Origin of the sequence: Paraburkholderia nemoris, from assembly GCF_905221015.1 — a bacterium.
Classification (GTDB): domain Bacteria; phylum Pseudomonadota; class Gammaproteobacteria; order Burkholderiales; family Burkholderiaceae; genus Paraburkholderia; species Paraburkholderia nemoris.
In genome coordinates this window covers 253,943-274,771 of the sequence record NZ_CAJNBO010000010.1, presented here as the reverse complement: position 1 = coordinate 274,771, position 20,829 = coordinate 253,943, and the positions used below count along the sequence as shown (strand labels likewise).

The window sequence follows — 20,829 nt, the reverse complement described above, 5'->3', positions numbered from 1 at the left end:
TCTGTTATTTGCGTATGGCGATACATTTCGCTATTGACAAATAAACTGGCCCGGCCATAAGATGCATTCACCCCGACATACCGGTGCAGTCACAGAGTCAAAACGGGGCGAGACAACCCCCAATACCGTCAGCCCGCGCCTCTGAAATCCGAACGCGCAGCCGGCCGTCTCGCCTCACGTCCAACTTTTGAGGGAGACAAGCATGGCAAAGGCATTCGCATCCCAGGCCGACCTGGAAGTCAAGAAAGTCACGTGGACCAAGCTGTCCGAGAACGCTTACGCGTACACCGCTGAAGGCGATCCGAATTCGGGCGTGATCATCGGCGACGACGGCGTGCTGATCGTCGACACCACCGCCACGCCGGCCATGGCGCAAGACCTCATCGCGAAGATTCGCAGCGTTACCGATAAACCGATCAAATACGTCGTGCTGTCGCACTACCACGCAGTGCGCGTGCTCGGCGCGTCGGCGTATTTCGAAGAAGGTGCGCAACAGGTGATCGCGAGCCGCGGCACGTACGAGATGATCGTCGAGCGCGGCGAGCAGGACATGAAGTCGGAAATCGAACGCTTCCCGCGTCTCTTCGCCGGTGTCGAAACGGTACCGGGCCTGACGTGGCCGACGCTTGTGTTCGAAAAAGAAATGACGCTGTTCCTCGGCAAGCTCGAAGTGCGCATCGCGCATCTGGGCGCAGGGCACACGAAGGGCGATACGGTGGTGTGGCTGCCGTCGCAGAAGGTGCTGTTCTCGGGCGACCTGGTCGAATACGACGCGGCCTGCTATTGCGGCGACGCTCAACTCGAACAATGGCCTGCCACGCTCGAAGCGCTGCGCGCGCTGAAGGCGGAAAAGCTGGTGCCGGGCCGCGGTCCTGCATTGACCACGCCGGAAGACGTCAACAAGGGCCTCGATTACACGAAAGACTTCGTCACCACGCTGCTGCAGCAAGGCCGCGAAGCTGTCGAACAGAAGCTCGATCTGAAGGCCGCGATGGCGCACACGCGCAAGGCAATGGATCCGAAGTTCGGCCACGTGTTCATCTACGAACACTGCCTGCCGTTCGACGTCTCGCGTGCCTTCGACGAAGCGAGCGGCATCACGCATCCGCGCATCTGGACCGCGCAACGCGATAAGGAAATGTGGGACGCGCTGCAAGCCTGATAACAACATAGAAACGCCGGAAAGCGTCAAGCAGAGCAGAGAAGGACGGAGACAAAAGATGAGCATCAACTACCAGACGCTGTCGTTCGACTATAAGCCGTGCCGGGAGCAGGCCGGGCAGGGCGATGCGGAACAGGCGGCCTATCCCGTGATCGTGGTCGGCGCAGGGCCGGTGGGCCTCGCTACCGCGATCGATATCGCGCAACAGGGTGTACCGGTCGTATTGGTGGACGACGATTGTTCGTTGTCCACCGGTTCGCGGGCGATCTGCTTCTCGAAGCGCTCGCTCGATATTTTCGACCGGCTCGGCTGCGGGCAGCGCATGGTAGATAAGGGCATCAGTTGGAATGTCGGCAAGGTGTTCCTGAAAGATGAACTGGTGTACACGTTCAATCTGCAACCGGAAGCGGGCCATAATCGGCCCGCGTTCATCAACCTGCAGCAGTACTACGTCGAAGGCTTTCTGCTCGAACGCGCGCAGGAGATGCCGAATCTCGAGATCCGCTGGAAGAGCAAAGTGGTCGGCGTGCAGCAGAACGGCACGGCTGGCACTGCTGAAGCCAGTGTGACGCTCACGATCGATACGCCCAATGGCCAGTACCCGTTACGCGGCCGCTATGTGGTGGCCGCCGACGGCTCGCGCAGCCCGATGCGCAATCTGATGGGACTCGACAGCCACGGCGTCACATTCAAAGACCGCTTCCTGATCGCGGACGTGAAGATGGAAGCGGAGTTTCCGACCGAGCGCTGGTTCTGGTTCGATCCGCCGTTCCATCCGAATCAATCGGTGCTGTTGCATCGTCAGCCGGATAACGTGTGGCGGATCGATTTCCAGTTGGGCTGGGACGCCGATCCAGTGCTGGAGAAAACACCGGAACGTGTGATCCCGCGCGTGCGCGCGTTGCTCGGACAGGATGCGAAATTTGAACTGGAATGGGTCAGCGTTTATACGTTTTCGTGTTTGCGCATGGACCGTTTCCGGCACGGCAACGTGTTGTTCGCGGGCGACTCCGCGCATGGCGTGTCGCCGTTCGGCGCACGTGGCGCGAATAGCGGCGTGCAGGACGCGGAAAACCTCGCATGGAAACTGGCGATGGTGCTCGAAGGTAACGCCTCCGACGCCTTGCTCGATACGTATGCAAGCGAGCGCGAATTCGCCGCTGATGAAAACATCCGTAACTCCACCCGCTCGACCGATTTCATTACGCCGAAGAGTCCGGTTAGCCGGGTGTTTCGCGATGCTGTGCTGAAGCTCGCGCGGCATCACCCGTTTGCACGGCAGTTGACGAATAGCGGCCGCCTGTCGGTGCCGGCGGTGTTGCGAGATTCCCCGCTGAATACGGCGGACAGTGACGGCTTCGAAGGTCTGATGGTGCCGGGGGCATCGTGTGTCGATGCGCCGGTTCATGCCGCCGGGCAACCGGCATGGCTGTTACAGCAACTCGGTCAGCAATTCACGGGCGTGTTGTTCTGCGGCTTGCAAGGTATCGATCAGGCGACGCAAGCTGCGCTGGATACGTTGCGTAGCGGGCCGATTCCGCTGAAGCTCGTCGTCGTGGTGACGGGCAACGATGCGCGAGTTGCTGCGGCTCCGGGTGCGAAGGTAGTGCACGACGTCGACGGTCTTGTAGCCGCTCGTTACGACGGCAAACCCGGCACGTTCTATTTGATCCGGCCGGACCAGCATGTCTGCGCACGCTGGCGGCAACTCGACGCGAGCTTTGTTGGAGGCGCGTTGAAGCGAGCGTTGTGCGTTGAGGGCACGGCCTGAAGGCAGGGCAAACGCAGCACATCGGCAAAAGAAAATAGCAGGAGACAGTGATGGCATTAAACACGCAACCCAATCTCGCCCGCCCCGACGATTTCTACGAGGCATTGATCGACATGCATCGCGATCTGGACGATGCGCAAAGTCAGTCAGCCAACGCGCAACTGATCCTGTTGCTCGCCAACCATATCGGCGATCACGCAACGCTGCTCGAAGCAATGCAGCACGCACGTGAAGGCGTGACCGATGCTTCGGGACAAGGTGCGCAGACGCATTCGCTGGCTGCCTGAACCCGAATCACGACAAGCGGTAACGATATAACGCTGCACGCGCGTGGCCGTTCGAGCCACGCGCAATTCACCACGGCGCGCGACGCATCGATACCGCCGCATGCCGTTCCAGTAGAAAACCGAAACGCGGCGCATCAAGACGCCGGACCCAGCGGGTCCGTTGGACCCTCACGTTTGGAGATAACCGATGAGCCAATCCCTCGCCCCCGCGCTCGAGCCGGGCGCATCCGCTGCTGCGCACGACGACCTGTTATATCGCAAGGTCTCGATGCGGATCATTCCGTTTCTGTTCCTGTGTTACGTAGTGTCGTTTCTCGACCGCATTAATATCGGCTTCGCGCAATTGCAGATGAAGCACGACCTCGGTTTCAGCGACGCCATGTACGGTTTGGGCGCAGCGGTCTTCTATATCGGTTACGTGTTGTGTGAAGTGCCGAGCAACATGCTGCTCGCGCGCTTCGGCGCGCGCCGGACCTTCACGCGGATCATGCTGCTGTGGGGCATTGCATCGGTCGGCATGATGCTGGTGTCGAAACCCACGCACTTTTACGTGCTGCGTTTCATGCTCGGCGTTTTCGAAGCGGGGTTCTTCCCCGGCATCGTGCTGTATCTGACCTACTGGTATCCGGCGCGGCGGCGCGCAGCCGTGCTGTCGATTTTCTTTGCGGGCGTCGCCGTGGCGGGGGTGCTCGGCGGCTTGGTGTCCGGCTGGATCATGCGCGATATGGGCGGCGTGATGGGGCTGTTCGGCTGGCAGTGGATGTTCGTGATCGAAGGTGCGCCGGCCATCGTACTCGGCCTGCTTGCCGCGTTTTATCTGGTTGACGGTCCGCAGCGTGCAACGTGGCTCAACGCCGCTGAGAAGGCGAAACTGATCGCGCAGCGCGATGAAGATCGCCGCGTTTCGTCGGACGCGCATTCATCGCGTGCCGTCATAGAAGCGCTGCGTAACCCGCGGGTCTATCTGTTCGCGTTCATCTATTTCTCGCTCACCTGCGCGTCGCTGACGCTGAACTTCTGGATGCCGCTGATGATTCGCGACTTCGGCATTCACGATGTGCTGGCGATCAGCCTGTACACCGTGATTCCGAATGCGGTCGGCGCAGTGGGCCTGATTCTGATTGCGCGGCACTCGGATCGTCGTGGCGAACGGCGCAGGCACTTTGCGGTGTGCACGATCGGCGGCGGCATTGCGCTGTCTCTGCTGACGCTGCATTTGAGCAGCTTTCCGGCGATGCTCGCGATTCTCTCGCTGGCGGCCGTGCTGATCTTCGCGGCGTTGCCGATTTTCTGGACCGTGCCGTCGGGCTATCTGTCCGGCACTGCGGTAGCGGCCGGCATTGCGTTGATCAGTAGCATCGGTATTACGAGCGGGATTGTCAGCCCGTGGGTGATCGGTCTGATCAAGACGCACACGGGCAGCATGGACAATGCGTTGTATGTACTGACCGCGCTGCTGTTCGTCAGCGGCGTGGCGTTGTTGATTGGCGTGCCGAAGGAAGCGAAGCGGATCTAAAGATCGAAAGGGTTCGGACGTCATATCGGGTAGAGTCACGCATATTCCTTGCGACTCTTAGGAGTGAGGCCCGAACCTGCAATGCATTCCGTTGAACCTGTTCCCTTACCGCATGACTGCCCGTCCGACGTTTCGTTGTGGCGAATCGATTTCGCTTTCGACGCGTCCTTGGAGGATGCTGCCTTCGCCGCACTCAGCGACGACGAACACGCGCGAGCCGGCAAATTTCTCCGTCACGAAGACGCGCTTCGTTTCGCATCAGTGCGTGTGGCGCTGCGCGAGCAACTCGCGTGGCATCTTGGCATCGCGGCGCACGCGGTTCGGTTCAAGCTGGATGCAAACCGTCGCCCGCATCTAGCCGATTCCAACACGCTCGACTTCAACGTATCGCATGCAGGCTCGCATGGGCTCATCGCGATGTCGTCCAAGCGGCGTGTCGGCGTCGATATCGAACATCGCGGCGAGAGCTTCGATTGGCATTCGATCACGACATTGACGCTCGACGCAAGCGAAGCGGCGTGGATCGACCACCTCGATATTGAAGCGCAGCGCGCCGCGTTTTACGACGCATGGGTCGCCAAAGAAGCGCTCGTCAAAACGACGGGCGTGGGCATCGCGCGCGGCTTGCAGCATCTGACCGTGCTGCCGCGTGACAGCGCCGAGGTGACGCTACGCAATGTGATTCCGGATGACATGCGGGAGATTACCGCGCGCTGGATCGCGGCGCCTGAGGCCTATGCGGCATGTGTGGCGTGGTCGACGAAAACCTTCACCCGCTAAACGTTTCGTTCGCCAAACGCCAACGCCTTCGGCCATCCAACTGCATGCACGTGCGTGACGGGCTGGGCGAGTGCAACCGCCGCGCGAATCTTGCCCGACATCGGCAGATCGAGCACATGCCAGCGGCCATGTTCGGCAAGATCGAACGCACAGGATGCGGCATTGCTCGAGAGCAGATCCAGATCGATATCGACAGGCGCATAGCGCAACGCATTGCACAAGCTGCCGTAGCGCGCGCGTTGGCGTGAGGCTTCCTGAGCCTCGTCAAGCACGGCGCCCGGCGCGGGCACAACAACGCTAAGACCTAGTGCTGTCGACGCAATGCCGATCACGATCCAGATACCGGCGTACGCGATATCGATTGTGATGCCGCGGCCGTCGTGCGGGTGTCGGGCGCGCAGCTTCTCGCTGCCGTCGTCCTGCAGATCTACCACATGCGGCTCGCAGTCGAACAGATTCGCGACGATCCAGCGCGTCACCACGCGTGCGCTGACAAAGCGTTTGCGTAGCGCCGAATTCGGGTGAAGCCGTGCGCGTTCGCGCTCTCCCTTCGAAATCCACGTTTCGCCTTCCTGCACCGGCACCGGTAGCCATTCGCAGCGGAACCGCCACAAATGCAACTCGCCCGCGCGAGGCGCCGCGACGCGGTGCGGATAGTGCCGCGTTAGCGGATACGAGACGAATTGCGGCGCGGCCGCGCTGACGATCGCGTGTGCGGTTCGAGCAGATTGAGCAGGTTGATCGGCGTGCAAGGCGTTAGCGCTATTCGTCGCCTGCGAGTCGATGCTGTCACGCACGCGCGAGGGTGCGAGATAAGCGAGTTCCGACGGCATACGCTCGGGTCCTCAATGCATATAGGTGACGCGGCGCGCTTGCACGTCGAGTTCGACACCGGCGTCGAGCAGATCGATGGCGAACCAGCGGATCAGCTTCAACACGCCACTCACGGCCGGCGCCGGCAGCCATTCGCTCAGCATGCGCAATGCCGCGCCGCTGTGCGTCTTTTGCAGCAGCGCGATGGTTTGCAGGATCACGGCTTCGTCCTTGCCGAGATCGCTGGCGCAGCGGCATCGCATGTCGAGCGGACGATAGGACACGTGCATCAGCGAACGCATCAGCAGATCGAAATGTTCGATGCCGTCTTGCCGCAAGCCCACGCCGGTCAGGATGTCGCGCCAGTGCACTCCGCCGCGCACGGTTTCACACGCCGGCCGCAGCCAGGTGCGCACGGCGCTGAGGACCGTACGATCGGGCGCATCGGTGGAATCCGTGACGTGATCGTCGACCAGTTCGGGACGGCTGCTGTATTGAGAGCGGAAGTTCATCGAGGCTCCTGAATGGACACGGTCCAATGAGTCGCGCCGGCCTGATCGGAGGAGGCCACGTCGCAGGCCAGCGCTTGTCGCTCGCGACGGATAGGCGGTGACGCGGTGCTTGCGCCAGGTGCTTGTTTCAATTTTTGGCCGGCTGCGGCGGCAGCCATTCGCGCACGTGTTCGCTGCGTGCCGGGCGTGCCGTTGCTTGGCCCGGGTTTTTCGGCGTGCCGACAAAGAGGAAACCGAGCAATCGCTCGTTCGGCGCGAAACCCAGCGCGTCGTGCAATTGCGCCTCATAGCTGTCGGCGCCCGTGGCCCAGAAGCCGCCGTAGCCGAGCGCGTGGATCGCATTCAGCATGTTCATCGTCGCCGCGCCGACCGCCAGCAATTGCTCGGTCTCGGGCACGGTCGATTGGGACGAGATTGCCGCGCCGAGCGCGATCACGATCGGCGCCGCGTAGGCCTTCTGCCGCCGATGCGCATGCGCGGAGCGCGGCTCGCCTGGCGAACGGGCGCAGGCGAGGTCGACCAGCACGTCGCCGAGCGGGCCGCGTGCGTCGCCGCGGATCGTGACGAAGCGCCACGGCCGCAGATTGCCGTGATCGGGCGCGCGCAAGGCGGCATCGAAGATCAGATCGAGCTCCGAGTCGGCCGGGGCCGGCTCGGTGAGCGGCCAGTGGGACTGGCGCGACAGCAGCACTTCAAGCGCAGCCGTCGCCTTCGATCCGGCGGCGGTGTCAGGCGTCGCGGCGGCTGTGCGTTCGCTTTCGGTTTCGGGGCGGCTGAGGTCGACTGTGATCATGATTTCGGTATTCGTCTGATGGCATGGGCTGAATGATGAGCTAATTTCCACGTAAATGCAAATCATTCTCATTTAGAAAATGAATTGGACGAAGCATCAAACGGAGGCTTGGCATCGGCCGCGCGCGGCCAGAAGGCTTTGCAGCCGAGCGTCGGGCGTCCGCTCCGCAACTAACCGTCAGCCGAACGGGGCGCCCCCAGATATGATGGCGAAATGCCGCAGCAAGCCTGCCGCATCCTTGTCTACCCACGCTAGCCAATGCCAACAAAATCTCTCGACGCCGCATCGACCGCCACGCCCACCGAGGCGGCGCAGCGCTTCCCCACCTTGATGCTGGCCGCCGGCCTGTCCTTAGGCAGCGCGATCGCGCTGGGCCTCGCGCGCTTCGCCTACGCGTTGCTGTTGCCCTCGATGAAACTCGACCTCGGCTGGAGCTTTGCTCAAGCCGGCGCGATGAATACCGCCAACGCGCTGGGCTATCTGCTGGGCGCGCTGGCTTATCCGCGGCTCGCACGCCGCTGGTCGGCCGGTGCCTTGTTTGGCGCTGGCTGTGTGGCCACGGCGCTGCTGATGGCCATCAGCGGTCTGCTGGACGACACGCATTCGCTACTCGTGTTGCGCGTGATCACCGGCGTAAGCAGTGCGGCGGTTTTCGTCAGCGGCGGCGTGCTGGCGGCGCGGCTTGCTTCGGCGAGACCGCACGATGCGGGGCTCGTGCTCGGCTTGTATTACGGCGGGACGGGGTGGGGCATCGTCGCTTCGTCGGTGCTGGTGCCATTGACGATTTTCAACGTCGTGCACGGCTGGCAGTTCGCGTGGTTCGCATTGGCAGTGGCGTGCGCTGCGTTCTCCGCGATCGCCATCGGCGCCGCGAGAAAAATCGAAAGCGTGCACACGATTCGGGCCTCGACCGCGGATGCTTCCGATACCGCCGACGCGCCACGTTGGCCGCGTTTCAGCCCCGCACTGGCAGGCTATGGATTGTTCGGCGTCGGCTATATCGGCTACATGACGTTCATCGTCGCGCTGTTGCGCAACGCGGGCATGAGCGCGGCGGTGGTGACGGGCTTCTACTTGCTGTTAGGCGTGGCGACGGTCGTTTCAGCACGCCTGTGGTCCACTTTGCTCGACCGCATGCGCGGCGGCCACGCGCTCGCGATACTCAACGCGTTGCTCGCAGTGGCGACGCTGTTGCCCGCGTTGTTCACGCAACCGTGGGTGGCGTTTGTCTCCGGCGTGCTGTTCGGCGCGACGTTTCTCTCCGCCGTGGCATCGACCACGGCTTTCGTTCGCCACAATCTGCCGGCGAGCCACTGGGGCAAGGGCATTAGCGCGTTCACGATCGTGTTCGCGTTCGGACAGATCGTGGGGCCGATGATCATCGGCTGGGTCTCGGACGGCGCGGGTCTCGCACGGGGGCTGGTCTATTCCGCGTTGCTGCTTGCGGCCGGTGCGGTGCTGGCGGCCTGCCAGAAGCCGTTACGCGGCGCCTGACTGAACGATCCCCAGGTATTCCCGGAGTACCAGGCTACTGTCTTAAGCACGTACACTCATCGCTTGTTCCTTGCGCTGAGAGAAACCGTGCCTGTCATCACCTGCATCGAAGATTTACGCGTGCTTGCCGAGCGGCGTGTGCCGCGCATGTTCTACGACTACGCCGATAGTGGTTCGTGGACCGAAAGTACCTACCGCGCCAATGAAAGCGACTTCCAACGCCTGAAGTTGCGCCAGCGCGTGGCGGTCAACATGGCGGGCCGCAGCACGCACACGGAAATGATCGGGCAGGCGGCCGCCATGCCCGTGGCGCTCGCACCGACGGGGTTGACCGGCATGCAGCATGCCGACGGTGAAATCCTCGCGGCACGCGCGGCGGAGAAATTCGGCGTGCCGTTCACCTTGTCCACCATGAGCATCTGCTCGATCGAGGACGTGGCCGCCCAGACCACCCAACCGTTCTGGTTCCAGCTTTACATGATGCGCGACCGCGATTTCATCATGCGGCTGATCGAGCGCGCCCGCGCGGCACGGTGCAGCGCCTTGATGCTGACGCTGGACCTGCAGATCCTCGGCCAACGCCACAAGGACATCAAGAACGGCTTGTCAGCGCCGCCCAAATTGACTCCCGCGAACCTCATCAATCTCGCGACCAAACCGCGCTGGTGCCTCGGCATGCTCGGCACCAAGCGGCGCACGTTTGGCAACATCGTCGGTCATGCGAAGGGCGTGGGCGATCTGTCGTCCCTGAGTTCGTGGACCGCCGAACAGTTCGATCCGGCGCTGAGCTGGGCAGACGTCGAGTGGGTCAAGAAGATGTGGGGCGGCAAACTCATTCTGAAAGGCATTATGGATGTCGAAGATGCGCGCCTTGCCGCCGAAAGCGGCGCTGACGCGTTGATCGTCTCCAACCATGGCGGCCGACAACTTGACGGCGCGCCTTCTTCGATCTCGGCGCTCCCCGAGATCGCGCGCGAGGTCGGCTCGCGCATCGAAGTGTGGATGGATGGCGGCATCCGCAGCGGACAGGACGTGTTGAAGGCCGTTGCGCTCGGCGCGAAAGGCACGCTGATCGGCCGCAGCTTCCTCTATGGGCTGGGCGCAATGGGAGAGGAGGGTGTTACCACGTGCCTGCAGATCATCCAGAAGGAACTGGACATCACCATGGCCTTTTGCGGGCACACCGACATCCGTCAGGTGGACGAGCGGATCTTGCTGCCTGACAGGCGGTGAACGGTGAAGACAGACGCCAGGCGTGACGTCTGACGTCTGGCGCTTGGCGGCGTTCAGCCAGATGTCCGGCCTGTGCCGTTCTCCGCCACTTCATTCGGCTCGCAGTCTTCCAGCGTTTGCAGAAACGTCGAACTCCACCAGTGCACATCGAACTTGCGGATGCGGTTAAGAAGCGCTTCATGCCGATTGATCCGCTCATCAAGCGACATGGTTAGCGCCCGCTGAATGGCCTGCGCCGTTCCTTGCGTGTCGTAGGGATTGACCAGCAGCGCTTCCTTCAATTGCTCCGCGGCTCCCGCAAAACGCGAGAGCACCAACATGCCCGGGTCGGCAGCGTCTTGTGCGGCGATGAATTCCTTTGCGACCAGATTCATGCCGTCCCGCAAAGGCGTGACGAGCGCCACGCGACTCGCGCGAAAAAGACCCGGCAGGCGCTTACGGGCCACGTTCCGATGAATGTAGCGCACCGGCATCCAGTCCAGTTCACCAAAGTCGCCATTGATCGCGCCGCACAGGCTATCCATCTGCCGCCGCAGATTGTCGTAGGCGCCGACGTCCTCGCGGCTGGGGGACGCGATCTGGATCAGCGTCGCGCTATCGCGGTTTTCCGGGTAGTAGGTCAGCAGTTCGCGGAAAGCATGCACGCGTTGCGGCAGCCCTTTCGAGTAGTCCAGCCGGTCGACACCCACCAGCAATCGCCGCCGCGAATACTCGTCGCGCATCCGCACGAACATGTCGCGCCCTTCCTTCGAGTCGGCAAGACGCTTGAAATCGTCGACGTCGATGCCGATGGGATAGGCACCGACCCGCAGCGTTCGATTGAATGCCCGAAGGCGATCCGGACTCAAGCGTTGCGCGTGCGCTTCCGATTCGACGTAGTGAGAAAAATGCGTCAGGTCGGCTTCGCTCTGGAAGCCCACCAGATCGTATGCGAAGAGCGAGCGCATCAGCCATTCGTGTTCCGGAATCGCGGCCATGATCAGCGGCGGCGGCATCGGAATATGCAGGAAGAAGCCAATGCGGTTGGTGCAGCCCATGGCGCGCAACTCGGCCGCGAGCGGGATCAACTGGTAATCATGAACCCAGATGAGGTCGTCCGGCTTCAGGAGCGGCAGCAGCTTTTGCGCGAATAACTGGTTGACCCTGCGATAGCCTGCTGCGAATCGCGTGTCGAAATTGGCCAGGTCCAGCCGGTAGTGGAATACCGGCCACAGGACATCGTTGGAGTAACCGAGGTAATACGTGTCGTGATCCTCGCGGCTCAGATCGAGCGTCGCGAGCGTGACGTTGCCGGCCGTTTGGACATGAACTTCCCCCTGGCCGGATTGCGTGCCATCCGCGGCTTCGCGGATCTTGCCGCTCCAGCCGAACCAGAGGCCGCCGGTTTGTTGGAGGCTTTCTCGTACCGCTACGGCGAGTCCGCCGGCTGCGGGCTTGCGAGGGTCGGCAGTGCGATTTGAAACGACGACGAGACGGCTCATGAGGTCCTTGTGTTGTTGCTTCCATTTGCGATATCCGGCGCGGCCAGCCGTGCCGGACAAGGATCACTTCCTGATTGACGCAGTTTACTCTGTCCTCAGCACATGCTTACGACTGCGCTGCACCTGAACGCTTCGCTCCTGCTGCCTCGCATGTGCGCGGGGCCGTGCAAGTTAACGATTTCTTCAGATTGCCTCGATAGTGATTTCTGCAGTCAGACCGCAACATGAGGCAAGCGCTACGAACGGGACGCTACGCGCGAAATCGTTCGAAACGCCATTGCGGCCAACCGTCTGTTCGTCTGTTGACCGTGTCCGCATGACCTTGCTGGAGTCAGTCAACATGAAAACACTTCGACTCGTAGTGACGTGCGCCGCCGCCCTCTCGCTTGGACAAGTGTGGGCGCAAGACAACCCGGTGCAGTCTGCAACACCACCTGCCGCTCAGGATGTCGGCGGCACAATCAGCTCGTCGACAGGCGAATCAGGATCCACAGCGGCGCTCTCGCGACAACAGGTGAGCCAGGAGCTCATTCGTTCACAGCAAAGCGGAGAACAAAGCCGCTTGCGGAACGGGCTCTACCACGGCAAATGACGAACCGGCAGCCCGCGCCGCAAATCGGTATTCACGCCGAAAGGCGTCATACGCACGACGTATGACGGTGTGTGCGCGGGCTCAACGGAATCCAGTCGACAAGCCGCATGCAAGGATTACTTCCGGGCTTTGCCACGACTGCCCGATCAGTAACCAACATGCTTTTCGACTTTCCGGAACCGCCCTGTCGACCGAAAGTGCAGGAACCATGGATTAGTGCGCAGTTCACATAGTCGTGGCGAGCGCTCGGCAACCGCGACCTCGAGCCAGTGAAACATCTCGTCTGCTTGTGCGAGGCGTGCGTACAATTCCGCAAACAGGAGCGGCGATGTATAGCGCGTTCGGCTCCTTGCCTGTAAATCCTGCAGATACCACTGCAGAACCTTCTGATAGCCACCCGAGTCCCAGATCGCTCGAATGGACGCCGCGCGGGCAAACTCGTTGCAACGTGTCAATGCATCGACGGTCGCTTCGATCGCCTCTTCGTGCTGCCCCTGGACTTCAAATGCAGTAGCCAGCAACTGGTAGATCAACGGCGATCTATTCCCGTGCCGGCTGTGAGATACTCGCGGATCACTTCCTCGTATCTGCCCGACTGTATGAGACCGAATACGCGCGACCCTTCGCACCCCAGTGGGTCGACACTCTCGGCGAGCTCGAACTGCGCTCTTCCTTCTGCTTCCCGCCCGAGCACCAGTAGAAGTCGTCCGTACAGGCGGCTGGTTTCCGCATGGCTCGGGTTGAGCCGCAATGCCTTCAGAAACTCGGCTTCCGCGCGCTGCCAGTCCCAGTCGTAGAAGTAGTGCACACCGGCAAGCGCCTGGTGAGCCTCCGGAAGATTTGCGTCGAGCGCGAGGGCGCGAAGTGCCGATTCGCGCGCTTTAGGGTAGCCCTGCGACGGCGCATAGAACCCATGCGTGGCGGTCGAGCCGAAGATATTCGACAAGCCGACGTAGCCGAGCGCGTAAGTCGGGTCCCGATCGACTGCACTTTCGAAATAGCTCCGCGCGCGAATGAAGTCCTCGTCATTTAACGCATGATGTGCGGCGAATCCCGCATCGAAATGAACGCGCCGGGTCCAGAAGTATCGGCCACGCAGGTAGGCATCGTGCGCCAACGGATCGACCGGCAGACGCCTTGCGAGCATGTGTTGCTGCTGTTGCGCGAGCGCCGGCGAGACTTCCTGGGCAAGGGCGGTTCCGACCTCTTTCTGGATATCCAGTGCGCCGCGTGTCATCGGCTCATGCGCGCGGCTCCAGATCTGCACCTGATCGACACAGCGGATCAGTTGCGCCAGGATGCGAACCCGTCCTGCGTCCCGTGTCAGCGAACCTTCGAGTACATAGTCGACTGACAGCTCGTGCGCGATCTCCGCGATGCTCTTGTTCACCCGCCGGTAGCGGGCGGCCGTTGTCCTCGCAATCACGAGAATCCGCTCGGGATTGAGCACTCCGATGTTGGCGGAGGTCTCGTCTGCGAGCGCGTCGCAGAGACTGTCCTCGCTTGAATCGCCGGTCTTGTTTTCGAAGGGCAGCACCAGCACGCGAACCGCTTCCACGGGAATATGCGAAGGTTCTTCGGAGAAAGTCCGCGTACCGTTCAGGCGATACCCCTTCCCCTTGACTGTAGTCAGATGCACTGGGTGATCGGGATTTTCATCTAGCGCAATCCGGATTTTTCTAACTGCTGTATTAATGCTGTTGTCCGTTTCGCGAAAAGCGTTACCGCCCCATAGCGCCCTGACGATGTCCGCGCGCGTCACAAGTTGTCCGTCGCGGGATGCCATCAGGATCAGCAACTCCATCGGCAGGCGCTCGAGAGGGATCTGCTGTCCAGCCCGACGCAATTCGTAGCGCTGGATATCGAGTTCGGTGCCGCCAATCCTGACGAACTCCTGAGGATTCATTTGCGCTCCTGCAGCAGCGACTCATTGCCCATTTTGACGCTTGCGGCCTCCTCGCGGTGACGCTTCATTCGGAACGACGCAACGAATGCGAAGGTCGCGCAAAGCACCATGACAAGCGCGGGTGAAAATGCCCAGTTCGTCGTGGCTGCAAGAATGCTTGCGGCGAGCGGCGCCATTGCCATCGGCGCGGCCAGACCGACATTCATGGCGGTGGCGAGGCCGCTGAATCGCACGTCGACGGGAAACATCTCCGCAATCGCACACGCGTAGGTTCCATTTGCAAACGAAGCGACGACACCGGCCATCAGAAAGAGCAGGGGCAAGCTGGCTTGATGACGGGTCACCTCAACGTAAAAGAAGGGGGCGAACAGCGCCGACAGTACGGCCCCGGTCATGAAGACATAACGTCGCGACAACAGCTCGCCGAAGTACGCTGTGACGAGGATGCAGCCCGAGATGGCGGCCACATACAGGGCCTGGGCGTTTGTAATCTTCCGCGGGTCATAGTGCAGCGTCTGAAGATAGGCTGGCATGTGCGCCACGAAGAGACCACTCGACGCCCCTACCAGTGAGGCCGCAGCGACGCCCGTCAGCACGGACGCGGCATGCTTGCGGAACAGAACAGCAAGCGGCTCCCGATGCCGGGCGCTCATTCTCCCCGCATATTCGTCGGTTTCCGCCAACGTGCGCCGCACAACGAAACTCAGCAGACCTAGAAGACCACCAACCAGAAAGCCGATCCGCCAGCCAAAAGCGTGGACCTGATCCGAAGTAAAAATCATCTGCACGCTGAGATTGATGCTGATGGCAAGCATCAGCGCAATATTGACAGCGAGAAACACCATGCCGCACAAGATCCCGGGTCTTGCGTGCGCTGTTTCGACGGCATAGATGACCGCGCCCGGCAATTCACCGCCAAGGCACAGACCCTGTGTGATTCGCAGCAGAACCAGGAGCGTTGGCGCGGCAACACCCAGTGATTCGTATGAAGGAAGTATTCCAATGAGCAAGGTCGACACAGCAGCGACCATCGCCGACGAGGTGAAAACAATGCGCCGGCCGTACTTGTCGCCGAGCCGGCCGAGAAAGATGCCGCCCACGAGCCTCGACATGGAACCGGCAGCCAGAACAGCGAACGACAGTGTCTCCGCGGGCACACCTATTCGTGCCGGGAAGAATTCGCGGCCAATGCTTTGTGCGAAAAATCCGTAGACGGCGAAATCGAATACCTCGAGGGCGCCGCCTGTGCTCGCGACGAAAATCATCCAGCGTTGGCGGGGGCTCAAGGAGCAGATCTCAGCTCTTTCGGGACGTCTTGGCGACAAATGGTGTCGGTACGTGCTGACACGTCTCGCTTCCGCATTTCGGGCAACGCGGATGGGCGACCTCATGTTCCGCGAGATGTTCAGCGTGTTCGAATAACTCGCCACATTTTTCACAACGATATTGGTACGTCGGCATTGCGCTTCTCCAGCACGAATCCCACCTGCGTTGGCCAGCTACGGCTCGCCAGCGCTTTCCGGTAGTCTGAAAATGAATTCTAGTGCAGCAAATGCGCAGTCATGCGTCTCATCGTAGGCAGTGCGCGCTGGTGACTACGACGCCACCCGCGCCTCACGCTTCCGCTGACGACGGGTTCGTACTAGGCTTGATCGTGGAAGGCAGTCGCCGGCTGGCGAAATTTGATGATTGGGATAGGTTGATGCAAGCAGCCCTTCCCGCTGGTGTTCCCGCCGCCACACAGCGAGGTCCGATATGCAAATCCAGCCCGGCACCCTGTGGCCGGCCATCCTGCGCCAGACTGAGCATGCGCTGCGTTGTGGTGCTCTGCGACCAATTGATACAACCCAGGCGCTGATCGACGAATGTGGCGTGAGCTTCCTTGTCCGCCAGGTCTCAAGCCTCACTCGCAAGGATGAAGCCCGACGAGCGCCTAAGCTCAACGCTGCGATGTTCAATCCGTTCCTTCCTTATGACCCGGACCTTTTTGTGGCCGATATCTCGGACACTCATGTTGCGTTGCTCAACAAGTTCAACGTCATCGATCATCATCTTCTGATCGTTACCCGCAGTTTCAAATCGCAGGAAACGCTGCTCGATCTGACGGACTTTGCTGCGTTGGTCGCGTGTATGGCCGAGTTTGACGGCCTGGGCTTCTACAACGGCGGCGAGGAGGCCGGCGCGAGTCAAGTTCACAAGCATCTCCAGATCGTGCCGCTGCCGTTAGGAGAATCAGGTCCGTCGGTCCCTATTGAGTCGGTTCTTGGGTCCGCGTGCATGGACGATGCGATTGTTGGCACGATAGCCGGTCTGCCTTTCAGGCACGCGTTCGCCCGTCTGGAGTTGGCGCCTGCCGCCTCACCGCACGCCGCACACGCCGCGTTAGATTGCTACCACGCGTTGCTCGAAGCGGTTGGCCTGCAAGCGATCGAAGTGAACGGCGAACGGCACCCTTCGGCGCCATACAACCTGCTTGTCGCCCCTCGATGGATGCTGCTCGTGCCGCGGTCTTCGGAACGCGTCGAGGGCATTTCGGTGAATGCGCTGGGCTTCGCGGGATCGCTCTTCGTGCGAGACACAGCGCAGATGAACGTCATCAAGAGGCTCGGTCCGATGACCGTGCTGCAACGAGTCGCGGTCTCCGCAGATGAATGAGAACGGCCAGGCGCGATTTCTCTGGTCACCTAAAATACAGGCATGGTCCTGACCTCAAAGGAGGTTGCCATGACCCAGTCGATGACCAGTTTTGTAGTGGGAATCGTGGTGGTGCTATGCATCGTGATATTCACCGCGATACGTTACAGGCGGGAACACAACGACCAGCCGGTTGCCCGCTGGCTGCACGCGCATCCAATCAAGGACTGGCTGCACCATAAGCACTGAATGGCGCAACGTGATGTCTACTAGATCGCAATCGACGGAATGCTCTTCATGCAGCGCAGGGCAAACATCGAGCGACTATGGCGAATACCCGCGATTTTATAGAGCTTCTCGCGCAGAAATCGCTCGTAGCCCGCCGTCCCGTCGACTGCGACTTTGACCAGGTAGTCGTAATCGCCTGATACCAGATACGCCTCCAGCACTTCGCTCAACGTCGCCAGTTCGGCGCCGAAGCGGGCGAGGGCGTCGTCGTCGTGACGGTCGAGCGTCACTTCGAGCAGTACCACGTCGGCGAAACCGAGCTTCTGCTGATCGAGCAACGCGACGTAGCCGCGAATGTACCCCTCAGTCTCCAACTGGCGCGTGCGATTCCAGCACGCCGTGGTCGACATGCCGACCAGCTCGGCGAGTTCGGCATTGCTCAGGCGCGCGTTCTTCTGCAACTCGCGCATGATCTTCCGATCCTGGTTGTCCAGTGGGCGATTTCGAGTGGTCATGGCATTCTCGGAAGTCTATTCAGATAAATGCCATTCTAGAGGAAGATTGTCCTGTCCCCGGCCAATTCTACGAACTGTGTCAAACATGCCGTGTGGGTGCGATGCGCATGAGGCAATGGAAAAACCCGGTCTCACCAAGGGACGGAAGCCTTAGGCGATAGCGACGCGTAGTAAAACTAATCAGCCTCGCGCAGGGCATGGAGATTGTCCAACGCTTCGGCGAGGCACTCGGCAAATGCATGACAAGTTCCGCTGATCGGATCGGATTCGAGGGATGCTATCCCGGTCTCGAAGCTGATCGTCGGCACGAATGGCCTCATCACGAACTGTTCCGAGTCGCAGCATTGCGCGATCAAGCGGTTGACGATCGCCGCGCCGACCCCACGCGCCGCCATCGCGCATGCCACGCTCACCGAATGCACCTCAGCCACCACATTGGGCGTCACCCGCGCGCTGCGGAACGCCGCGTCCACTTCGTGACGAAGCGCGCTCTGGCGCCATAGCAGCACGAGCGGTACGCCGTCCAGATCGCGCGCGGAGACGGTCGCGTTCTGGGCGAGCGGATGCGAGCGTGGTATCACGCACACCGATTCACTGTTGAACTGCCACTTGACTGAAAAGCCGGACAGGCGCGTTGGTAGTCGAACGAACGCCAGATCGACCTCCCGGCTCAGCAATGCGCGTTCTGACGCGTCGTAGGTGCCCGAAAACACCTCCAATACCGCATCGCGATGCGTTTCGTAGAAATGCTGCATCACAGCGGGCAGCAGGAACTGCGCAAAGGTATTCGGAACCATGATGCGTACGAGCTTGCGCTGCGTGCCGGCCAGCCGCAGTTGCTGGGCATGCCGTTCGAGGCACCGCGCCGCTTCGACGATCGTCTCCACTTCCTGCACCAGCGCGTCTCCCTCACGCGTTGGCGTCAGGCGGCCCTGTTCGCGCACAAACAGGCTCAGGCCGAGATCCTCCTCCAACTGGCTCAGCAGGCGACTCACCGCCGACTGCGAGCATCCCAGCCGCTGCGCGGCCGCCGTCGTCGTATGCAGCGTTGAAATCGCCACAAAAGCCTCGAGTTGCTTAAGGTTCATTTCAGGTTCTGCATAGGGTTATGTTGATTCGACATAAGGTTGCGGACAGTTTTTTGCCATCGAATGATCGGGGCGTTGCATGAGCCCGGTGTCGTTTGCGCCACCGGACCCCCCGCATTTTCATCATTTGAGGTTTCACACGCAATGATCGCCTTCATCATCCGGCGGCTCATCCAGAGCATCGGCGTGTTGCTGCTCACGTCCGTGCTCGTCTTCTGTGGCGTGTTCGCCATCGGCGACCCGATCGCGATTCTCGTCCCGGCCGACGCGAGCCCGGCCGAAATCGCGCAGGCCGTGCAATCGCTCGGACTCGACCAGCCGCTCTGGCAACAGTATCTGCATTTCATCGGGCGAGCACTGCACGGCGATCTCGGGCGCTCCTTCGTGTTCAACCAGCCGTCGATCCAGCTGATTCTTGAACGCCTGCCGGCAACGCTGGAACTCGCGCTCGTGGCGCTGGTGCTTGCGCTGATAGTCGGTCTGCCGCTCGGCCTGATCGCCGGGCTGAAGGCGGGATCGGTGTTCGACCGCACGGTGATGACGGGCTCGATCCTCGGCTTCAGCCTGCCGAACTTCTGGCAAGGCATCATGCTCGTGCTGATCTTTTCGGTCACGCTGGGCTGGCTGCCGTCGGCCGGCCGTGGCCAACCCGGCATGCTGTTCGGCATCCACACCAGCCTCGCGACGTGGGACGGGTTTCGGCACCTGCTGCTGCCCGCGCTCAATCTGTCGCTCTTCAAGATGTCGCTCGTCACGCGCCTCACGCGCGCCGGTGTGCGCGAAACGCTGCCGCTCGACTACGTGAAATTCGCCCGGGCCAAAGGCCTGCGCGAGCGGCGCGTGATCTTCGTGCATGTCCTGAAGAACATCCTGATTCCCATCGTCACGGTTGTCGGCATGGAGTTCGGCTCACTGATCGCATTCGCCACCGTGACGGAGACGATCTTCGCGTGGCCAGGCGTCGGCAAGCTGATCATCGACAGCATCACGAAGCTCGACCGTCCGGTGATCGTTGCCTATCTGCTGATCGTGGTCGCGATGTTCACGCTACTCAACCTCGCCGTCGACATCATCTATTCGCTGCTCGATCCGCGCGTGCGGCTGGAGGCGGCATGAGAAGCAGCGCAAGCTTTTCTGCGTGGCAGGTTGATCGCAATACGACCTTGGGCATCGTGCTGCGCAGCCTGTTCGGCAAGCCGGCCGTTGCCGCCGCGACCTGCATATGTCTGGCGCTCGTCGCGATCGCGCTGCTTGCGCCGTGGATCGCGCCGCAGAATCCGTATGATCTCGCCGCGCTCAATATCGTCGATGGCCGCCTTCCACCCGGCGCGCGTGGTGTGAATGGTCATCTGTACCTGCTCGGCAGCGATGCGCTTGGGCGCGACATGTTCGCCGCGATGATGTACGGGCTGCGCATCAGTCTTGGGGTGGGCCTGCTGAGCGGCGTCTTCGCGATGACGCTTGGCACGACGCTCGGCCTCGTCGCCGCGTACTTTGGCCGTCACGTCGATACGCTCGTCATGCGCGCGGTCGATCTGATGCTCGGCTTTCCGACGATTCTCGTCGCGCTGATGATGCTCGCGATTCTCGGCCAGGGTGTCGACAAGGTGATCCTCGCGCTGGTAGTCGTGCAGTGGGCCTATTTTGCCCGCACCGTGCGAGCAGTCGCCGCCGTCGAACGCCGCAAGGAGTATATGGAGGCCGCGCTGTGCCTCGGCTTGAGCCACCGGCGCGCGTTGTTCAGCCAGTTGCTGCCGAACTGCCTTCCGCCCGTCATCGTGATTGCCCTCGTACAGATCGCCGCCGCCATTTCAGCCGAAGCGACCTTGAGCTTTCTCGGCATCGGCCTGCCGGTCACACAGCCCTCGCTGGGTCTGCTGATCGCGAACGGCTATCAGCAACTGATCGCGGGCTTTTACTGGATCAGTGTTTTCCCCGGCCTGTTGCTGCTCGTGCTGGTGTTCAGCATGAATATCGTCGGCGACAGTCTGCGCGAAGCATTGAACCCGCGTCTGCAGAAATAG

21 protein-coding genes are annotated in these 20,829 nt (G+C 61.3%); 11 read left to right on the top strand and 10 right to left on the bottom strand.

The features are described 5' to 3' along the window. The first annotated feature begins 202 nt into the window (after positions 1-202). The 5 genes from KHO33_RS17930 (at position 203) to KHO33_RS17910 (ending at position 5,516) form a co-directional block, all read left to right on the top strand. On the top strand, positions 203-1,162 hold the full coding sequence (locus KHO33_RS17930; protein WP_054035596.1) for an MBL fold metallo-hydrolase: 960 nt from the start codon (positions 203-205) through the stop codon (positions 1,160-1,162). A gap of 58 nt (positions 1,163-1,220) precedes the next feature. Beyond that, positions 1,221-2,933 carry an FAD-dependent oxidoreductase gene (locus KHO33_RS17925; protein WP_200565417.1) on the top strand — a complete coding sequence of 571 codons (1,713 nt, stop codon included), beginning with the start codon at positions 1,221-1,223 and terminating at the stop codon, positions 2,931-2,933. A gap of 50 nt (positions 2,934-2,983) precedes the next feature. Next, positions 2,984-3,220, top strand: coding sequence for a DUF2783 domain-containing protein (locus KHO33_RS17920; RefSeq protein WP_200565416.1), 237 nt, complete (start codon positions 2,984-2,986; stop codon positions 3,218-3,220). Between the two features lie 187 nt (positions 3,221-3,407). Then, a complete protein-coding gene (locus KHO33_RS17915) occupies positions 3,408-4,736 on the top strand; it encodes an MFS transporter (protein ID WP_200565415.1) in 1,329 nt (442 codons plus the stop codon). An 81-nt stretch (positions 4,737-4,817) separates the two neighbouring features. Continuing rightward, a complete protein-coding gene (locus KHO33_RS17910; protein ID WP_200565414.1) occupies positions 4,818-5,516 on the top strand; it encodes a 4'-phosphopantetheinyl transferase family protein in 699 nt (232 codons plus the stop codon). On the opposite strand, the gene KHO33_RS17905 is transcribed toward KHO33_RS17910, so the two are convergent. The 3 genes from KHO33_RS17905 to KHO33_RS17895 form a co-directional block, all read right to left on the bottom strand. Next, positions 5,513-6,349 (bottom strand): 4'-phosphopantetheinyl transferase family protein, encoded by an 837-nt coding sequence (locus KHO33_RS17905; RefSeq protein ID WP_234480589.1) that lies wholly within the window; start codon positions 6,347-6,349, stop codon positions 5,513-5,515. The genes KHO33_RS17910 and KHO33_RS17905 overlap by 4 nt on opposite strands. A gap of 12 nt (positions 6,350-6,361) precedes the next feature. Next, positions 6,362-6,841 carry a hypothetical protein gene (locus KHO33_RS17900; RefSeq protein WP_054035590.1) on the bottom strand — a complete coding sequence of 160 codons (480 nt, stop codon included), beginning with the start codon at positions 6,839-6,841 and terminating at the stop codon, positions 6,362-6,364. 127 nt (positions 6,842-6,968) lie between these two features. After that, entirely contained in the window at positions 6,969-7,634 is a 666-nt protein-coding gene (locus tag KHO33_RS17895) for a nitroreductase family protein (protein WP_200565413.1), read from the bottom strand. Positions 7,635-7,892: 258 nt separating this feature from the next. Between KHO33_RS17895 and KHO33_RS17890 the strand changes: the two genes are divergently transcribed. Both KHO33_RS17890 and KHO33_RS17885 read left to right on the top strand, forming a co-directional pair. Then, a complete protein-coding gene (locus tag KHO33_RS17890) occupies positions 7,893-9,128 on the top strand; it encodes a YbfB/YjiJ family MFS transporter (RefSeq protein ID WP_200565412.1) in 1,236 nt (411 codons plus the stop codon). Positions 9,129-9,215: 87 nt separating this feature from the next. Next, on the top strand, positions 9,216-10,361 hold the full coding sequence (locus KHO33_RS17885) for an alpha-hydroxy acid oxidase (RefSeq protein WP_200565411.1): 1,146 nt from the start codon (positions 9,216-9,218) through the stop codon (positions 10,359-10,361). A gap of 53 nt (positions 10,362-10,414) precedes the next feature. On the opposite strand, the gene otsA is transcribed toward KHO33_RS17885, so the two are convergent. The 5 genes from otsA to KHO33_RS17865 all read right to left on the bottom strand — a co-directional run bounded on the left by otsA (position 10,415) and on the right by KHO33_RS17865 (position 15,801). Further along, on the bottom strand, positions 10,415-11,842 hold the full coding sequence (otsA, locus tag KHO33_RS17880; RefSeq protein WP_200565410.1) for an alpha,alpha-trehalose-phosphate synthase (UDP-forming): 1,428 nt from the start codon (positions 11,840-11,842) through the stop codon (positions 10,415-10,417). Between the two features lie 738 nt (positions 11,843-12,580). Next, positions 12,581-12,967, bottom strand: coding sequence for a hypothetical protein (locus KHO33_RS42125; protein ID WP_234480588.1), 387 nt, complete (start codon positions 12,965-12,967; stop codon positions 12,581-12,583). Further along, positions 12,964-14,340 carry a winged helix-turn-helix domain-containing protein gene (locus KHO33_RS17875; RefSeq protein ID WP_234480587.1) on the bottom strand — a complete coding sequence of 459 codons (1,377 nt, stop codon included), beginning with the start codon at positions 14,338-14,340 and terminating at the stop codon, positions 12,964-12,966. The genes KHO33_RS42125 and KHO33_RS17875 overlap by 4 nt, the downstream gene beginning before the upstream one ends. Then, the gene (locus tag KHO33_RS17870) at positions 14,337-15,626 is read right to left on the bottom strand and encodes an MFS transporter (RefSeq protein ID WP_200565435.1); all 1,290 of its coding nucleotides are present in this window, start codon (positions 15,624-15,626) and stop codon (positions 14,337-14,339) included. Before KHO33_RS17870 ends, KHO33_RS17875 begins: the two co-directional genes overlap by 4 nt. A gap of 10 nt (positions 15,627-15,636) precedes the next feature. Beyond that, complete coding sequence (locus KHO33_RS17865; protein ID WP_093642035.1) at positions 15,637-15,801, bottom strand: FmdB family zinc ribbon protein; 165 nt, start codon at positions 15,799-15,801, stop codon at positions 15,637-15,639. 294 nt (positions 15,802-16,095) lie between these two features. Between KHO33_RS17865 and KHO33_RS17860 the strand changes: the two genes are divergently transcribed. After that, on the top strand, positions 16,096-16,995 hold the full coding sequence (locus KHO33_RS17860; RefSeq protein ID WP_200565409.1) for an ATP adenylyltransferase family protein: 900 nt from the start codon (positions 16,096-16,098) through the stop codon (positions 16,993-16,995). Between the two features lie 69 nt (positions 16,996-17,064). Then, positions 17,065-17,223 carry a hypothetical protein gene (locus tag KHO33_RS17855; RefSeq protein ID WP_172737667.1) on the top strand — a complete coding sequence of 53 codons (159 nt, stop codon included), beginning with the start codon at positions 17,065-17,067 and terminating at the stop codon, positions 17,221-17,223. 20 nt (positions 17,224-17,243) lie between these two features. Here the strand turns inward: KHO33_RS17855 and KHO33_RS17850 are convergent, their stop codons facing one another. Both KHO33_RS17850 and KHO33_RS17845 read right to left on the bottom strand, forming a co-directional pair. Further along, a complete protein-coding gene (locus tag KHO33_RS17850; RefSeq protein ID WP_054035587.1) occupies positions 17,244-17,717 on the bottom strand; it encodes an Lrp/AsnC family transcriptional regulator in 474 nt (157 codons plus the stop codon). Positions 17,718-17,893: 176 nt separating this feature from the next. Further along, positions 17,894-18,805, bottom strand: a complete 912-nt coding sequence (locus tag KHO33_RS17845; RefSeq protein WP_200565408.1) for a LysR family transcriptional regulator — start codon at positions 18,803-18,805, stop codon at positions 17,894-17,896. 144 nt (positions 18,806-18,949) lie between these two features. On the opposite strand from KHO33_RS17845, the gene KHO33_RS17840 reads away from it, so the two are divergent. Continuing rightward, positions 18,950-19,921, top strand: coding sequence for an ABC transporter permease (locus KHO33_RS17840; RefSeq protein WP_054035585.1), 972 nt, complete (start codon positions 18,950-18,952; stop codon positions 19,919-19,921). Further along, on the top strand, positions 19,918-20,829 hold the full coding sequence (locus KHO33_RS17835) for an ABC transporter permease (RefSeq protein WP_128576329.1): 912 nt from the start codon (positions 19,918-19,920) through the stop codon (positions 20,827-20,829). Before KHO33_RS17840 ends, KHO33_RS17835 begins: the two co-directional genes overlap by 4 nt.

Bases quoted from the DNA above. Each gene is read 5' to 3' on its own strand.
- KHO33_RS17930 (WP_054035596.1), top strand. From the start codon at position 203: ATGGCAAAGGCATTCGCATCCCAGGCCGACCTGGAAGTCAAGAAAGTC.
- KHO33_RS17925 (WP_200565417.1), top strand. From the start codon at position 1,221: ATGAGCATCAACTACCAGACGCTGTCGTTCGACTATAAGCCGTGCCGG.
- KHO33_RS17920 (WP_200565416.1), top strand. From the start codon at position 2,984: ATGGCATTAAACACGCAACCCAATCTCGCCCGCCCCGACGATTTCTAC.
- KHO33_RS17915 (WP_200565415.1), top strand. From the start codon at position 3,408: ATGAGCCAATCCCTCGCCCCCGCGCTCGAGCCGGGCGCATCCGCTGCT.
- KHO33_RS17910 (WP_200565414.1), top strand. From the start codon at position 4,818: ATGCATTCCGTTGAACCTGTTCCCTTACCGCATGACTGCCCGTCCGAC.
- KHO33_RS17905 (WP_234480589.1), bottom strand. From the start codon at position 6,349: ATGCCGTCGGAACTCGCTTATCTCGCACCCTCGCGCGTGCGTGACAGC.
- KHO33_RS17900 (WP_054035590.1), bottom strand. From the start codon at position 6,841: ATGAACTTCCGCTCTCAATACAGCAGCCGTCCCGAACTGGTCGACGAT.
- KHO33_RS17895 (WP_200565413.1), bottom strand. From the start codon at position 7,634: ATGATCACAGTCGACCTCAGCCGCCCCGAAACCGAAAGCGAACGCACA.
- KHO33_RS17890 (WP_200565412.1), top strand. From the start codon at position 7,893: ATGCCAACAAAATCTCTCGACGCCGCATCGACCGCCACGCCCACCGAG.
- otsA (WP_200565410.1), bottom strand. From the start codon at position 11,842: ATGAGCCGTCTCGTCGTCGTTTCAAATCGCACTGCCGACCCTCGCAAG.
- KHO33_RS17875 (WP_234480587.1), bottom strand. From the start codon at position 14,340: ATGAATCCTCAGGAGTTCGTCAGGATTGGCGGCACCGAACTCGATATC.
- KHO33_RS17865 (WP_093642035.1), bottom strand. From the start codon at position 15,801: ATGCCGACGTACCAATATCGTTGTGAAAAATGTGGCGAGTTATTCGAA.
- KHO33_RS17860 (WP_200565409.1), top strand. From the start codon at position 16,096: ATGCAAATCCAGCCCGGCACCCTGTGGCCGGCCATCCTGCGCCAGACT.
- KHO33_RS17855 (WP_172737667.1), top strand. From the start codon at position 17,065: ATGACCCAGTCGATGACCAGTTTTGTAGTGGGAATCGTGGTGGTGCTA.
- KHO33_RS17850 (WP_054035587.1), bottom strand. From the start codon at position 17,717: ATGACCACTCGAAATCGCCCACTGGACAACCAGGATCGGAAGATCATG.
- KHO33_RS17845 (WP_200565408.1), bottom strand. From the start codon at position 18,805: ATGAACCTTAAGCAACTCGAGGCTTTTGTGGCGATTTCAACGCTGCAT.
- KHO33_RS17840 (WP_054035585.1), top strand. From the start codon at position 18,950: ATGATCGCCTTCATCATCCGGCGGCTCATCCAGAGCATCGGCGTGTTG.
- KHO33_RS17835 (WP_128576329.1), top strand. From the start codon at position 19,918: ATGAGAAGCAGCGCAAGCTTTTCTGCGTGGCAGGTTGATCGCAATACG.